Annotated in this window: 13 protein-coding genes; 7 read left to right on the forward strand and 6 right to left on the reverse strand. The window is 42.2% G+C overall.

The features are described from left to right. Positions 1-13 precede the first annotated feature (13 nt). Entirely contained in the window at positions 14-775 is a 762-nt protein-coding gene (locus A4G17_RS00620) for a biotin--[acetyl-CoA-carboxylase] ligase (protein ID WP_123956742.1), read from the reverse strand. Further along, positions 772-1800 carry a UDP-N-acetylmuramate dehydrogenase gene (murB, locus tag A4G17_RS00625; RefSeq protein ID WP_123956743.1) on the reverse strand — a complete coding sequence of 343 codons (1029 nt, stop codon included), beginning with the start codon at positions 1798-1800 and terminating at the stop codon, positions 772-774. Before murB ends, A4G17_RS00620 begins: the two co-directional genes overlap by 4 nt. Before the next feature lie 123 nt (positions 1801-1923). Here murB and oxyR point away from each other — a divergent pair, with 123 nt between their 5' ends. The 3 genes from oxyR to A4G17_RS00640 are packed head-to-tail and all read left to right on the forward strand — an operon-like array spanning position 1924 to position 3951. Further along, on the forward strand, positions 1924-2814 hold the full coding sequence (gene oxyR, locus A4G17_RS00630; RefSeq protein ID WP_123956744.1) for a DNA-binding transcriptional regulator OxyR: 891 nt from the start codon (positions 1924-1926) through the stop codon (positions 2812-2814). Next, positions 2811-3449: an HTH-type transcriptional repressor FabR gene (gene fabR / locus A4G17_RS00635; RefSeq protein ID WP_123956745.1), complete on the forward strand. Its 639-nt coding sequence runs from the start codon at positions 2811-2813 to the stop codon at positions 3447-3449. Before oxyR ends, fabR begins: the two co-directional genes overlap by 4 nt. Then, positions 3442-3951, forward strand: a complete 510-nt coding sequence (locus A4G17_RS00640) for a protein disulfide oxidoreductase (protein WP_207948554.1) — start codon at positions 3442-3444, stop codon at positions 3949-3951. Before fabR ends, A4G17_RS00640 begins: the two co-directional genes overlap by 8 nt. An 81-nt stretch (positions 3952-4032) precedes the next feature. Here A4G17_RS00640 and A4G17_RS00645 read toward each other — a convergent pair whose 3' ends face one another. From A4G17_RS00645 to asd, 3 genes are all read right to left on the reverse strand, one after another. Beyond that, the gene (locus A4G17_RS00645) at positions 4033-7488 is read right to left on the reverse strand and encodes an acyl-[ACP]--phospholipid O-acyltransferase (protein WP_123956746.1); all 3456 of its coding nucleotides are present in this window, start codon (positions 7486-7488) and stop codon (positions 4033-4035) included. Then, positions 7485-8126: a MerR family transcriptional regulator gene (locus A4G17_RS00650; protein ID WP_123956747.1), complete on the reverse strand. Its 642-nt coding sequence runs from the start codon at positions 8124-8126 to the stop codon at positions 7485-7487. Before A4G17_RS00650 ends, A4G17_RS00645 begins: the two co-directional genes overlap by 4 nt. A gap of 189 nt (positions 8127-8315) precedes the next feature. Then, on the reverse strand, positions 8316-9431 hold the full coding sequence (gene asd, locus A4G17_RS00655; RefSeq protein WP_123956748.1) for an aspartate-semialdehyde dehydrogenase: 1116 nt from the start codon (positions 9429-9431) through the stop codon (positions 8316-8318). Positions 9432-9767: 336 nt separating this feature from the next. On the opposite strand from asd, the gene A4G17_RS00660 reads away from it, so the two are divergent. The 4 genes from A4G17_RS00660 (at position 9768) to miaB (ending at position 14066) form a co-directional block, all read left to right on the forward strand. Further along, positions 9768-10025, forward strand: coding sequence for an HPr family phosphocarrier protein (locus A4G17_RS00660; protein ID WP_123956749.1), 258 nt, complete (start codon positions 9768-9770; stop codon positions 10023-10025). A 73-nt stretch (positions 10026-10098) separates the two neighbouring features. Further along, positions 10099-11820, forward strand: a complete 1722-nt coding sequence (gene ptsI, locus A4G17_RS00665; RefSeq protein WP_123956750.1) for a phosphoenolpyruvate-protein phosphotransferase PtsI — start codon at positions 10099-10101, stop codon at positions 11818-11820. Positions 11821-11892: 72 nt separating this feature from the next. Continuing rightward, entirely contained in the window at positions 11893-12396 is a 504-nt protein-coding gene (gene crr, locus A4G17_RS00670) for a PTS glucose transporter subunit IIA (RefSeq protein WP_123956751.1), read from the forward strand. A 239-nt stretch (positions 12397-12635) separates the two neighbouring features. Then, a complete protein-coding gene (gene miaB / locus A4G17_RS00675) occupies positions 12636-14066 on the forward strand; it encodes a tRNA (N6-isopentenyl adenosine(37)-C2)-methylthiotransferase MiaB (RefSeq protein ID WP_123956752.1) in 1431 nt (476 codons plus the stop codon). A 63-nt stretch (positions 14067-14129) separates the two neighbouring features. On the opposite strand, the gene A4G17_RS00680 is transcribed toward miaB, so the two are convergent. Continuing rightward, positions 14130-15056, reverse strand: coding sequence for a DUF3298 and DUF4163 domain-containing protein (locus tag A4G17_RS00680; protein ID WP_123956753.1), 927 nt, complete (start codon positions 15054-15056; stop codon positions 14130-14132). Positions 15057-15093 lie beyond the last annotated feature (37 nt).

Consider the following 15093-nt stretch of genomic DNA (forward strand, 5'->3'; position numbering starts at 1 on the left):
CATACCTTTATTTTTAATCCGCTCTTAACGAGATTTCGCCAATGGCGAAGGTTTTGATACCGTCAGTCTGTGCTAACAATAATTCACCATTCTCATTGATACCACGAGAGATTCCGTGAATATCACCTTGTTCTGTAAGCAATTTAACTGGTTTTTGATAGTAAAGATCAAATTTTTGCCAACGAGGGAGATATTCATCAAAGGGGTGGTGGGGAAATGCGATCAGTGCATGTTGCAGTTTCTTCGCTAACATGGCAGCGATCTGGTTGCGATCAAATTGATAGTCTGCTAGATCTGCCCAAGGTTGGGTTACGACTTTTGGATCCACATTCTGCATTGCTAAATTCAAGCCGATGCCAATCACCAAATAAGCGTGATTGCTATCCATTCGGCTTTCAATCAAAATGCCGCCCATTTTCTTACCCTGATAGTAAATATCATTCGGCCACTTAATCTGAATATCGCTGACGTCAAGTTGCTCAAAAGTTTCTGCAATGGTGATTGCCACCACTAAACTGAGTGAGGATATTTGTGAGATTTCTGCCAATTCATACCGCCATAGCATGGAAAAATAGAGATTTTGGCTAATCGGCGAAAACCATTGCCGCCCACGGCGTCCACGTCCCGCAGTTTGGCTTTCGGCAAGGCAGAGAGAGCCGCTTGGCAATTCACGATAATGGTTGAGCAAATACTCGTTGGTTGAATCAATTTGCTCAAAAACATTAACTTCGCCGCAAAGCAAGGCTTGCTGAATAACACGTTGGTTTAGCTTCATCGTGTTACACTCTCGCTGTCCACTTCGCCATCTTTACCGATGAATCGCACTTCTGGGTGCAATTCAACACCAAATTTTTCTCGAACTTGGTAACGAACGGCTTTCGCCAATGCCAACACGTCTTGTCCTGTTGCATTGTTTTTGTTAATTAGCACAAGGGCTTGCTGCGTATGTACTGCCGCACCACCGATTTGGAAGCCTTTTAATTGGCATTGATCAATCAGCCAGCCCGCTGGCAATTTAATTGAGCCATCGGTTTGCGGATAGTGCGGGACGGTCGGATAAGCCTGCTGAATAGTTGAAAATATTTCAGGTGACACAATCGGATTTTTGAAGAAACTGCCCGCATTGCCGTATTCATTTGGATCAGGTAATTTTGCTGAACGCACCGCACAAACTTCTGCAAAAATTTGCTCGGAAGTGACCGCTTGCGGATCAAACTGTGCCAAGGTTCCGTACGATAACACTGGCTGCCAAACTTTAGGCAATTTCAACCCCACCGCTACAATGGCGTAACCTGTCTTATACTGATGTTTAAACACGCTTTCTCGATAACCAAACTGACATTCTGCTTTGCTCAATTTGAACGATTTTCCTGTTGGCAATTCAAGTACATCGACAAAATCACAAAAACGCTCAAACTCCACGCCATAAGCACCAATATTTTGAATTGGGGCGGAGCCAACACAACCAGGAATTAATGCTAAGTTTTCTAATCCATAAATACCTTGAGCGAGAGTCCATTGCACCAGTTCATGCCAGTTTTCTCCGCCTGCCACTTGTAAGTAGTGAAAATCATCGTCTTGGCGATGCTCAATGCCTTTGAGTTGATTAATCAATACTTTGCCAGCAAAATCTTCTAAAAACAATAAGTTACTGCCTTTTCCAACTAATAATACAGGTTGTTTATCGGCTACCGCCTTCTGCCATTCGTGCAATAATTGCTCAACCGTTGTGACGGTGATAATTTGATTGGCATTGACAGGTAAATGGAAGGTATGAAAAGGGGTTAAACTTTGGCTCATCCTGCGATCTCGTTGAGAAAAATTGACCGTAGTGTAGCACTTTTTTGCAAAACTTTCTGAAAATCTGACCGCTTGTCAGCGAAACTATGGCATAATTTGGGCCAAAATTGATAGGAGAAACTGATGAACATTCGTGATTTAGAGTATCTGATCGCCTTGGCAGATTTTAAACATTTCCGTAAAGCCGCTGACGCTTGTAATGTGAGCCAACCCACATTAAGCGGACAGATCCGCAAGTTAGAAGACGAACTCGGCACCATTTTACTAGAACGTACCAGCCGCAAAGTGCTTTTTACCCAAGCAGGATTGGTATTAGTTGAGCAAGCGAAATCCGTGTTAAGAGAAGTCAAAATTCTCAAAGAAATGGCAAGTAATCAAGGCAAAGAGATGTCTGGGCCGATTTTAATTGGCTTGATCCCAACTCTCGGTCCTTATCTCTCTCCGCTAATTTTGCCACAACTCAAAAAACGCTTTCCCGAATTAGACATCTATATTTACGAATTACAAACATCAGTTTTAGTGGAACAACTGGAGTCAGGTCAGCTGGATTGTGGCATTGTTGCATTTACTCCCGCAAGCGAGAACTTTATTGAAGTACCACTTTTCAATGAAAAAATGCGACTTGCTGTACCAAACTCCCATCCTTGGGCAAAAATGGATTGCTTAGCACTAAATCAATTGCGAGATCAAGAACTGCTGATGCTAGACAGCGGTCACTGCTTACGCACCCACGCAATGAGTTACTGCACCTCCATTGGAGCAAAAGAGAACCCTCGATTTAAAGCCAGCAGCCTTGAGACCTTACGTAATATGGTCGCTGCCGATGTTGGCATTGCGTTGATTCCTGAACTCGCCACACAAGTGAATCCAAATCCTAATTTAACCTATCTCACCTTTACTGATCCTGAACCTTATCGTGCCGTGGGACTAATTTACCGACCTGGCACACCACTTCGCCAACGTTACGAGCAACTTGCCAAAGCAATTAAAGAAATTATGGACGGTCAACAATGAGCATAGGAGTTCGTGCAGTTCAAAAAGAGAAAACCCGCCGTGCTTTAGTTGATGCTGCCTTTAATCAACTCACGGCGGAAAAAAGTTTTTCCAATTTAAGCCTTAGGGAAGTCGCCCGTGAAGCCGGCATTGCCCCCACGTCTTTCTACCGCCATTTTAAAGATATGGACGAACTTGGCTTAGCAATGGTGGATGAATCAGGGCTGATTCTTCGCCAATTAATGCGACAAGCACGCAAGCGTTTAGAAAATGGCGGCTCTGTCGTGGCAACCTCTGTTGAAACATTCTTTGAATTTATTGAAGATCGCCCGAATATGTTCCGCTTATTGCTACGGGAAAGCTCTGGCACCTCTCAAGCATTTCGTACTGCCGCTAGCCGTGAAATCCAACATTTTGTTGCTGAATTAGCGGAATATACCCAACTCCAAAACCCATTGATCGATCGTGAATTGGCGTATATTGAATCGGAAGGGTTAGTCACCTTGGTTTTCACCGCTGGCTCCCATGCACTTGATATGAATGAACAAGAACGTAACCAATTGAAAAAACGGGTAATTATGCAACTTCGTATGCTTGCTCGTGGAGCGGCGTTTTATGCCCAAACGGCACATGCAAGGAAAGAAAATCATGAATAAATCCGCTTTTCTTAAACGCTTTCTCCGCAATTTTTTTCTCTACGGTGGGCTATTTATTGTCTTAAGTGTTGCAGTGGATTGGTACCGAAAGCCAACCGCACCTGCTCAGTTTGCTCAACAGGTATTAAACGACATTCATCAGCAGCCCAAAATACTGGCTCAACTTAGCCATAACAAACCTATGTTGCTCTATTTTTGGGGCAGTTGGTGTGGGTTTTGTGAATACACGTCGCCTGCAGTGCAACAACTCGCAGATAGCGGTATCGAAGTGTTGGGCGTTGCATTAAAATCGGGATCGAATGAAGCTGTGCAAAACTATTTAACCCAGAACGGCTATAGCTTCCCCACCCTTAATGATCCAACAGGCGAATTTTCCAAAAGCTGGGATATCCAAGCTACCCCAACGATTTTGCTGATAAAAGATGGAAAAATTCAACACTACACCACAGGACTCACAAGCTATTGGGGATTGAAAGTGCGATTGTGGTTGGCAAATCTCTAATACAAGCGGTCAGATCCGTCAAACGTTTTGCAAGGTGATTTGCAAAAAACTTTCCGGATCTGACCGCTTGTTGGTATCTCTCTAAGCGTTCTCGCTTAGCTCAATCGCAAGGGTTCTCGCCCCTTTGAAATCAATTTTACCACTGCCTAACACTGGGATTTCTGCCACTTGGAAAATGCAACTCGGTTGCATAATCGCCGGCATTTCGGCCGCTTTAATGCGTTGCTCAATTTCGCTCAGCGGCAATTCTGATTTCACCAAGAGCACCACAGCTTCGCCTTTCTTTTCGTCATTAATTGCCGTTGCCACAAACGTCGCCTCATCGCCTAACGTTTTGCCAATCTGCTCTTCAACACTACCTAGGCTTATCATTTCGCCACCAATTTTAGCAAAACGGGAATAGCGATCGACAATCGTAATAAAGCCATTTTCATCAATGTTGCCTTTATCACCCGTTTTATAGTAACGCACACCATCTTGTTCAAAAATGACGTCTGCAGTTTTCTCTGGCTCATTCAAGTAACCTTTCATTACTTGCCCACCGCCAATCACAATTAGGCCATTTTCGCTTATTGGCAGCTCAGTAAGCGTGTCAGGATCAACAATTTTAATCACCGTACCCGGCAAAGGGAGCCCCACTGAACCCGCTTTATTAAAGGTCATCTCTTTCAAACTGTCTTTGTCTAACATATTTGGTAGATTCACTGCCGCCACTGGTGCAGTTTCTGTCGTACCATAACCTTCATAAATCTCTAATCCGAATTTCAAACGGAACGCTTCTTTGACGTCTGCTTTGAGCTTTTCTGCCCCCGCAATTACCATACGTACTCGTTGGAACATCAACGGGTGCAGTTTTCGATTGCGAGTGTACAATCGGAAGAATGTAGATGTCCCAAACAGAATTGTTACCCCCTGTTTAGCACACATTTTTCCAACCATTTCACCATCAGTAGGATCTGGCACACTTACCATTTTAATGCCTTCACACAATGGCAGAAGCGTGGTTACCGTCAGCCCAAAAGAGTGGAAAATTGGCAGAGAGTTTAAAATAACATCATCTTTTCGGAAGTTGAGTAGCTCGCTTACTTGCTTGATATTCATCAGCAAGTTTTGATGACTTAGCTCAATTCCTTTTGGCTCCCCTTCACTGCCACTACTAAACAGAATCGTTGCCGTATCATTTAAACTAACTGGTGAGAAATAGCACAATTTCAACAGCCATTTCGGTGCGAGTAATGCCATCAACAGACTACGAATTTTGCTACTTTTGCTGATCGCTTTGCCAAGATCTTCAGCAAAGATCAGCTTATCCTGTAAGACAGCTTTGAAATCAAACCCACGAGCCGTCAGTTTCTCTAAAAACTTTGCCGAACTGATCACCGTACGAATTTGTGCTTTCTCTAAGGCTTTTGCCATCGTCTGTTCGCTCAAGGTATAGTTGAGATTTACAGGCACTTTACCCATTGATAACAATGCCATATTCACAATCGATCCTGCGGCAGAACTTGGCAATACAACGCCAATATGCTTTTGATCTTTCAATTGTTGACGTAATTGCTTAACAAAACTAAACACGGCGGCCATCAGCTTTAAGTTACTCAACTTCATTCCTTGAGCATCCACTACGCTAGTCTTAAAGAGATCCGATTTAGCCGAAGATAACCAATGCTCTGTGAGTGGTTTTTGACGACGAATAAAACGCTGCCACGCACTAAAAGAGAGCTCAACGACTTTCTGTTTCATTTCCACTCGGTCAATAAAGCGATTAATCGGTTTACCAAAAGCGACAAGCACATCTCGTTTGCCACGTCTTTTGGTTAATGCTTTATAGTAACTTTCTGCTCGAGAGAAACTACTGCCCCATAAGCCACGCAAATAAAATGGCACGACAGCGACGTTTTCTAGGTCTTTTAAAACGTATTCAAACCCTTTTTGAAATTCATTGATCTGCCCGTTATAGCTAATATGACCTTCAGGAAACAGGGCAACAACTTCACCTTTTTCTAAGTAACTACGGATTGTTTGGATGGATTCTCGACTTGCTCCACCGCCAATTGGAATCACGTTGAAAATGCGTAGAAACCAGTTGAGATACCATTTATTGTAAATCGGACGATACATCACAAACTTAATTGCCCGTGGGCTTGCGGCTTGCAATACAAGCCAGTCGATCCAGCTAATATGATTACCTAATAACAGTACACCACCACTTTGTGGGAGATTTTTCAAACCTTCAACATTAAAACGATAGCTTGTTTTTAAAATCGGTAGCAACAGCAAGCGAGTAAAAAGATGCGGGAGCTGTAACATTGCATAAAAGCTCCCGACCAAACAGACTAATGAGGAGAAGATAAACAAGCCCGTTGTTGAAATAGCGAGTTGCACAAACACAATGCTAAGCGATAAAAATAGCACCATCGCAATGTTCTGCATAAAATTATTGCCAGCCATAATTTTGCCGCTTTGTGCTTCTGGGGCAAAAAATTGAATAGTCGCATTCAGAGGCACAATAAATAGCCCACCAAATACACCGAAGCTGAAAGAGCAAATCCCTAACCAAAGCTCGCTACTTGCCATTGTTAAGCCAAATAACGACACAAAAATACCCAATGCTCCAATCGGCACAATACCTAACTCAATATGAAGCTTAGACATTTTCCCAGCAAGGTAAGAGCCCATCATCAACCCTACACCACTGACCGCCAAAATCGCTTGAATCACAATCGCGTTATCACCATTAAAAAATGTTTTATAGTGTGCCGGAAAGGCTGCCACAATCACTTGTGAAACACCCCAAAATAGGCTTAATCCAATTACACTTAACCAAATATTCTTATCTGCTCGCAGCGAACGAATATTCTGTTTGAAATAAGTGAAATTGAGATACTCCACAGTACTAAATTTGCCATCTTGCTCTGCTTGCTGATGAGCGAAAAATGGAATTCGGAACGCAAAAATAGCCTCTAATATACTCAATACAACTAACGCGACACCGATTGGCCATACACTTTGCAAAATAACATTGGGATCGTTCGCAGCTACATAATGGGCCTCAAAGAAAAACGAAAAAGCAAATGAGCTAAAGAGAATTGCCATAATAGTGAGAGCCTGAATCACACCATTTGCCATTCCTAGCTGCTCTGTGCCAACAATGGATTTGATGATGCTGTATTTCGCAGGCGAATAAATCGCACTTTGAGCCGCTAGCAACAGCGTTAAACCAAATGCGAAATAAAATTGCCCCATCATATAACAGACAGCAATCAACGCACTGATCGCAACGGCTGCCAAGCTGCTAATACGAATAATTTTGGTACGAGAAAAGGTGTCATTTAAAAACGCTGACGGTGAGAAAAGCAGAATAAAGGGCAATAAAATCATTGCGTTAATCACTGCAGTTAGCATGACTAAAGTATCGCCTTCAAAACTTTTTAACAGGACATTTTGAATCGTGATTTTATGTGCCAAATCGACACTTGCATTGAGAAAAGCAATAGCTAAATAAGGCAAAAAGCCCGCATATTTCCAGAGTTTCATAGTTGACTCCCCTGCTGGTAAGTTTTTAAAGTTTGCATATTTAACACATAAGGCTTAAGCACTAACAAAATATCAAACAGATGCTTGAGTTTTTGATCTTTCTCTGAACTATTTTCTAGTGCATTGATTGTGACTTCTGCTTCTTGCACTGCAAGCTTTTTTGCTACTTCTGCATATTGTGCAATCACGCCCAACTCTGCCGCGTTAGAACGGCATAGAATCGCTAAAATATCGCGTTCTTTGGCAGTAAAAATATTATCACGAGGCGTGATCAAGCCTTGTGTAACCCACTGTTGTAGCTGCTCAGCAGAAATGTGAAATTGTTGGCAAAGCTCCGTTTCACTAAAAGTTTCACTCTCAGCCCCCATAATGATAGACAGTGAACTAATCAAACTTTCGTAAGGATTGTCGACATCAAAAGCAGGCGAAGCAAATAAGGCTTTAATCTGCGAAATCGTGGCATAAAAATTACTTTGTAAATAGCGAATAAATTCAATCAGCTTGACGCACTTTTCATCATAAAGATGAAAATTCGGCTTGTCTTTATGCGGTTCGGGCAACAACCCTTCTTTCACATAATACAAAATCGTCGATTTGGGGGTTTGGCTGAGTTTGACCAACTCATTCATCTTTAACATAGTTTGTCCTTTTCAAGGGATAATTGCGGGCTATTTTAGCCACAAAAAACAAAAAGTAAATAGTGTCACTCTACACTTAAATAAAAAGGTAAAAAAAACAAGCGGTCAGATCCATCAAACGTTTTGCAAGGCGATTTGCAAAAAACTTTCAGGATCTGACCGCTTGTGTATGCATTTAGCGCAGAAAAATTACTTCACTAATTGCACTAAAATACGGCGAACAGGCTCCGCAGCCCCCCATAATAACTGGTCACCAACGGTGAATGCTGCCAAATATTCACCGCCCATGGCGAGTTTGCGTAAACGGCCGACTGGAATGCTCAAGGTGCCAGTCACTTTCGCTGGAGTGAGTTCACGCAAAGTGGTTTCTTTATCGTTCGGGATCACTTTCACCCATTCGTTGTGGCTGGCAATGATCTGTTCAATTTCCGCCAACGGTAAATCTTTTTTCAGTTTGATGGTGAATGCTTGGCTATGGCAGCGTAATGCTCCGATGCGAACACACAAACCATCAACCGCAATTGGATTTTCGCTCAAGCCCAAAATTTTGTTGGTTTCGGCGTAGCCTTTCCACTCTTCTTTGGTTTGTCCTGTTTCTGGTAACAATTTGTCGATCCAAGGAATTAAGCTACCCGCAAGCGGAGCACCGAAGTTGTCGGTTGGGAATGCATCATCACGCATTTTGGCGGTAACTTTGCGTTCAATATCTAAAATGGATGATGCTGGATCAGCAAGTTCTGCTTTAACGCTCTCTTCTAATTCACCCATTTGTGAAAGCAATTCACGCATATTTTTGGCACCTGCACCCGATGCAGCTTGGTAGGTTGCCACCGAAACCCATTCCACTAAATCACGCTCAAACAGGCCGCCAATCGCCATTAACATCAAACTGACGGTACAGTTTCCACCCACAAAGGTTTTCACACCATTTTTTAAGCCTTGGTCGATAACGTGTTGATTCACTGGGTCAAGCACAATGATTGCATCGTCTTTCATACGTAATGCTGATGCCGCATCAATCCAGTAGCCATTCCAGCCAGTTGCTTTTAATTTTGGATATACTTCGTTGGTGTAATCGCCGCCTTGACAAGTCACGATAATGTCGAGTTTTTTCAGCTCATCAATGTCGAAAGCATTTTTAAGTTCACCTGCGTCTTTACCTGCAAAAACAGGGGCTTTTTGCCCCGCTTGTGAAGTGGTGAAGAAGATAGGATTAATGTTAGAGAAGTCGTTTTCTTGCACCATTCGATCCATTAAGACCGAACCGACCATTCCACGCCAGCCGATAAAACCTACATTTTGCATTTTTTGCTCCTAATAAAAGTAAAGTTGTGTTTGAAAAGAAATGGGTGGATAAATACAAGATTTCGTGGGGAAATGCAATCAAAAAAATAGGAAGACTGCCAAATCCGGCAGCATCGACGAAAAATCGAAAAAACTCAGAAAAGTTTGAGCTAACGCAAACGATTTTCTTCACGAAATAAAATAAATACTGTTAAAATGTAAATCACCTTTTATTTTGATGCTTTTAGCGTGTATTTCGCTCAGTTTTATAGTAAAGTGAGCAAGAATTTAACTTTCAATAGCTCTATATTCTTCAAGGCTATTGACCATTTTTGACATAACAAAGAGGAACTCAAAATGTACTCAAAAGACGTGACTATCGTTGGTGCAAATGGTTTGCACACTCGCCCAGCCGCTGAATTCGTTAAGGCTGCGAAAGGTTTTGCATCAGACATTACTGTAACTTCTGGTGGCAAAAGTGCAAGTGCGAAAAGTTTATTCAAACTCCAAACATTAGGTTTAGCACAGGGAACCGTTATCACCATTTCGGCTGAAGGTGAAGACGAGCAAAAAGCGGTCGATTTCTTAGTCGATTTAATCCCAACTTTAGAATAATACCTTTTACGGACTTTATGACGATTTAAACGTGATAAAGTCCTTTTTTCTATTTTCAACCAAGGATTCGATTATGATTACTGGTATCGCTGCTTCGCCGGGTGTAGTTTTCGGCAAAGCTCTTGTGCTAAAAGAAGAACCTATCGTTTTAAATACGCAAAAAATTTCGGCAGAACAAGTTGACGCAGAAAAAGCAAAATTCTTTGCAGGCCGTGAAAAAGCCGCAGCACAGCTGACGGCAATCAAAGAAAAAGCACGCCGCACACTAGGTGAAGAAAAAGAAGCAATCTTTGAGGGTCATTTAATGATCTTAGAAGATGAAGAGCTTGAAGAAGAAATTTTAGGCTATTTAGAAGAACACCTTGTAACAGCGGATGTTGCAACCAGCAAAATTATCGACATGCAAGTCGCCATGTTAGCCGACATTGATGATGAATATTTAAAAGAGCGGGCTGGCGATATTCGTGATATTGGTAACCGCTTGTTACGCAATATTCTGAATATGCACATTGTTGATTTAGGCGATATTCAAGAAGAAGCAATCCTGATTGCTTACGATCTAACGCCATCTGAAACTGCTCAGCTGAATTTAGACAAAGTGTTAGGGTTCATTACTGATATTGGCGGTCGAACCTCTCACACCTCAATTATGGCACGTTCGTTAGAGTTGCCTGCCATTGTGGGGACGAATAATATCACCTCATTAGTGAACACAGGCGATCTGATCATTTTAGATGCGACTAACAACCAAATTCATATCAATCCATCCAACGAACAAGTTGAAGCTTTCAAAGCACAGCAAGCAAAAGAGCAAGCGGAAAAAGCAGAACTAGCCAAATTGAAAGACTTGCCAGCGGAAACCTTGGACGAACACCGTATTGAAGTCGTTGGTAATATTGGGACTATTCGTGATGTAGAAGGCGTATTGCGTAACGGCGGTGAAGGTGTTGGTTTATACCGTACCGAATTCTTATTTATGGATCGTAACCATTTACCAACGGAAGATGAACAATTTGAAGCCTACAAGGAAGTGGTAGAAGCCATGGGTGGCAAACTTGTAGTATTACGTACCATGGATATCGGTGGCGACAAAGAATTGCCCTATTTAGATTTACCAAAAGAAATGAACCCATTCCTTGGCTGGCGTGCAGTACGTATTGGCTTAGATCGTCGTGAAATTCTCGACACCCAACTACGTGCGGTCTTGCGTGCTTCAGCGTTCGGTAAATTAGCGGTGATGTTCCCGATGATTATTTCCGTGGAAGAAATCCGTGAATTAAAAGGCATCGTCGCAACGTTGAAAGAGCAGCTTCGTGCAGAAGGCAAAGCCTTTGATGAAAATATTCAAATCGGCGTAATGGTGGAAACACCGTCCGCTGCCGTCAATGCTCGCCATCTTGCAAAAGAAGTCGATTTCTTCAGTATCGGTACCAACGATTTAACTCAATATACACTTGCAGTAGATCGTGGTAACGAACTCATTGCCCATTTATACAATCCACTTACGCCATCCGTATTGAACTTGATCAAACAAGTGATTGATGCCTCTCACGCTGAAGGCAAATGGACTGGAATGTGTGGTGAGTTAGCGGGTGATGTACGAGCTACCGCCTTGTTACTCGGTATGGGATTAGACGAATTCAGTATGAGTGGTATTTCCGTTCCACATGTAAAAAAACTGGTTCGCAATATCACATTTGCCGATGCTAAAGCTCTTGCTGATGCCGCATTACAACAGCCAACAGCAGCGGATATTGAAAAATTAGTTGATGACTTCTATCAAAAATTGAACTAATTAGATACAAATACAAAATTCTCAGCTAAAATAGCTGGGAATTTTGTTCATTTAAGTAATGGAGATTTAATTATGGGTTTTTTAGATAAACTTTTTGGCGGCAAGAAAGATTCTGCGTCTAAAGAAGTAAACATTTATGCTCCACTTTCAGGTGAGATTGTCAATATCGAAGATGTTCCTGATGTGGTTTTCTCTGAAAAAATCGTCGGCGATGGTATTGCAGTACGTCCAAATGGAGATGTCATTGTCGCTCCAGTAAACGGCACAATCGGTAAAATTTTTGAAACTAATCACGCATTTTCAATTGAATCAGACGAAGGTATTGAATTATTCGTTCACTTTGGTATCGACACTGTTGAACTCAAAGGCGAAGGCTTCACTCGCTTAGCGACAGAAGGCCAAAAAGTAAAAGTAGGTGATCCAATCATTCAATTCGATCTTGCTCTTTTAGAGTCAAAAGCAAAATCAGTGCTCACCCCAGTTGTGATTTCCAATATGGATGAAATCAGCAATTTACAAAAACACACTGGTGAAGTCGTGAAAGGCGAAAGTGTTGTTTTAACTATCACTAAATAACCCCTTACAAGATTAAAGCCACCAAGTAGGTGGCTTTTCTTTTGAGCGAAAAATTCTAAACTGGTATTTGCTCGTCCATAACGACTTATATCAAACATCTCTATAACTCAGTGCCTGTTCCATCGAGCAAATCAGCCGTTTTCTATAGCCATACTTCACACAAACGGGTAAAATACCCCCCATTTTCTGCTTAATGCCTTGCAGTCTATTTAACCTTTTAATTTACCTACTATTTCAAGATGACACAAAAATTACATATTACCACTTGGGGCTGCCAGATGAACGAATACGACTCGTCCAAAATGGCTGACCTTTTAAACAGCACTCATGGTTTTGAATTGACCGAAAACCCTGAAGATGCGGACGTTTTATTGCTCAACACCTGTTCCATTCGGGAAAAAGCACAGGAAAAAGTGTTCTCACAGCTCGGACGTTGGAAAACGTGGAAAAACACCAAACCTAACTTAATTATCGGCGTCGGCGGTTGTGTCGCCTCACAAGAGGGTGAGCATATTCGCCAACGTGCACCGTTCGTGGACATCGTTTTCGGGCCACAAACCTTGCACCGCTTACCTGAAATGATCAACCAAATTCGTGGCGGGAAAAGTTCGATCGTCGATATTAGCTTCCCAGAAATTGAAAAATTTGACCGCTTACCTGAGCCAAAAGCCGAAGGTCCAACGGCATTTGTGTCGATTATGGAAGGCTGTAACAAATATTGCTCATTCTGCGTTGTGCCATATACCCGTGGCGAAGAAGTGAGCCGTCCTGTTGATGATGTTTTATTTGAAATTGCTCAACTGGCTGCACAAGGCGTGCGTGAAGTGAACCTACTTGGTCAAAACGTGAACGCTTACCGCGGTGAAACCTTTGACGGTGGCATCTGCACCTTTGCGGAATTACTTCGTCTTGTTGCTGCGATTGACGGCATTGACCGCTTGCGTTTCACTACCAGCCACCCGATTGAGTTTACTGACGACATCATCGAAGTTTATCGTGACACACCAGAATTAGTTAGTTTCTTGCATTTGCCAATCCAAAGCGGCTCAGATCGCGTGCTAACGATGATGAAACGTAACCACACTGCCTTAGAATACAAAGCGATTATCCGCAAGTTACGTGAGGCTCGCCCTGATATTCAAATCAGTTCCGATTTCATCGTCGGCTTTCCAGGAGAAACGGCAAAAGATTTTGAAGACACGATGAAAATCATCGAGCAAGTCAATTTCGATATGAGCTTCAGCTTTATCTACTCCGCTCGCCCAGGTACACCCGCGGCAGATTTGCCCGATGATGTGAGCGAAGACGAGAAAAAAGATCGTCTCTACCGTCTGCAACAACGCATCAACCATCAGGCAATGCAATTCAGCCGCTTGATGCTTGGTACAGAACAACGCATTTTGGTTGAAGGTCCATCGAAAAAAGATTTAATGGAATTGACAGGGCGTACCGAAACTAACCGTATCGTGAACTTCCAAGGCTCGCCAGATATGATCGGTAAATTTGTCGATGTAAAAATCACCGATGTTTATACCAACTCCCTGCGTGGTGAAGTGGTTCGCACCGAAGAGCAAATGGGCTTAAGAGTGGTTGAATCGCCACAAAGTGTCATCAACCGCACCCGCAAAGAAGATGAACTTGGTGTTGGCAAGTTTGTGGTAAATTTGTAAAATCCAGAAAAAATCAGACCGCTTGTAACAACATACAAGCGGTCTTTTTGTTAATCAATTACCTTAAAACTCCGTTGGGTTCAGCTCAAAGCCATCTTTTTTCGTTGGGAAATAATCTGCGTTGAGCAAGCCTTTTAAATCATAGAAATCAACAAATAATTCCGCCTCGCCTTCTGAATACGTTGTTAATGTATAAATCGGATAAACAAAACTCATGCCATTCGCTGTGAAATAGAAATTCTCAGGTACAAAAAAATCTTTCTTTTCCGTAAGCAGCTCAGCCATTTCACCTTTTTCATTCGTTTTCAAGGCAAGATATTTATTCCATAATATTTTCTCTAACTCAGCCAGTTTGTCCATTTTGACTAAATCATTAAGCGTAATAATGGCTTTTTTATTGATATCGATGTTCAAATAATTTGTGTGATAGACCCCATGAGCTCCGCCAGAGTAGCTAGAAAAAAACTGAGTAAAACTCACAATGTGATTACGCTGCCCAACATAATAGGTATTTACGCTACTTTCATAACCGTGTACACGATCTTCTGGATCTTTTACCGCCGCTTCCGATTTATCATACACCTGGTTCAAGAACGTAATCACTTCGTCTTGGGTAATTACCTTTCCCGCGGCCATCTTTTTTTCTTCAGCGGAAAGATAATCGTGATAAAGTTTTTGTAGAAGCAGCTGATCGAGCCATTCAACCCCCGTTTTGGCGGTTGTGGCTGTCACAGAAATTTTACTTGAATCTATTTCATACGCTTTTTTTGGATACTTCACTTCTCCTTTTTTTGAGAACAGCTCAACAATCTCCACCTGTAACGCAGGGAAGTCCCGCGGTTTGCTAAGTTCAGCGTGTAACTTTTTATTCTCCATGTCGAGTTGAGCCATTTTTTGCTCTGCTTCGCGTAATTTCGATTTGGTTTTATTATCGCAAGCGGTTACGACGAAAAGTGAAGCGATAACAAAAGCAAGCAGTGATTTTTTCATTTTCTCTCCTGACAAGCGGTCAGATCCGACGAATTTT

The organism is Frederiksenia canicola, assembly GCF_011455495.1.
Lineage (GTDB): Bacteria > Pseudomonadota > Gammaproteobacteria > Enterobacterales > Pasteurellaceae > Frederiksenia > Frederiksenia canicola.

What these genes read in the sequence shown, in the direction of transcription:
- asd (WP_123956748.1), bottom strand. Translation starts at nt 9,431, where the DNA reads ATGCAAAATGTAGGTTTTATCGGCTGGCGTGGAATGGTCGGTTCGGTC.
- miaB (WP_123956752.1), top strand. Translation starts at nt 12,636, where the DNA reads ATGACACAAAAATTACATATTACCACTTGGGGCTGCCAGATGAACGAA.
- ptsI (WP_123956750.1), top strand. Translation starts at nt 10,099, where the DNA reads ATGATTACTGGTATCGCTGCTTCGCCGGGTGTAGTTTTCGGCAAAGCT.
- A4G17_RS00650 (WP_123956747.1), bottom strand. Translation starts at nt 8,126, where the DNA reads ATGTTAAAGATGAATGAGTTGGTCAAACTCAGCCAAACCCCCAAATCG.
- crr (WP_123956751.1), top strand. Translation starts at nt 11,893, where the DNA reads ATGGGTTTTTTAGATAAACTTTTTGGCGGCAAGAAAGATTCTGCGTCT.
- A4G17_RS00645 (WP_123956746.1), bottom strand. Translation starts at nt 7,488, where the DNA reads ATGAAACTCTGGAAATATGCGGGCTTTTTGCCTTATTTAGCTATTGCT.
- A4G17_RS00620 (WP_123956742.1), bottom strand. Translation starts at nt 775, where the DNA reads ATGAAGCTAAACCAACGTGTTATTCAGCAAGCCTTGCTTTGCGGCGAA.
- fabR (WP_123956745.1), top strand. Translation starts at nt 2,811, where the DNA reads ATGAGCATAGGAGTTCGTGCAGTTCAAAAAGAGAAAACCCGCCGTGCT.
- A4G17_RS00640 (WP_207948554.1), top strand. Translation starts at nt 3,442, where the DNA reads ATGAATAAATCCGCTTTTCTTAAACGCTTTCTCCGCAATTTTTTTCTC.
- A4G17_RS00680 (WP_123956753.1), bottom strand. Translation starts at nt 15,056, where the DNA reads ATGAAAAAATCACTGCTTGCTTTTGTTATCGCTTCACTTTTCGTCGTA.
- A4G17_RS00660 (WP_123956749.1), top strand. Translation starts at nt 9,768, where the DNA reads ATGTACTCAAAAGACGTGACTATCGTTGGTGCAAATGGTTTGCACACT.
- oxyR (WP_123956744.1), top strand. Translation starts at nt 1,924, where the DNA reads ATGAACATTCGTGATTTAGAGTATCTGATCGCCTTGGCAGATTTTAAA.
- murB (WP_123956743.1), bottom strand. Translation starts at nt 1,800, where the DNA reads ATGAGCCAAAGTTTAACCCCTTTTCATACCTTCCATTTACCTGTCAAT.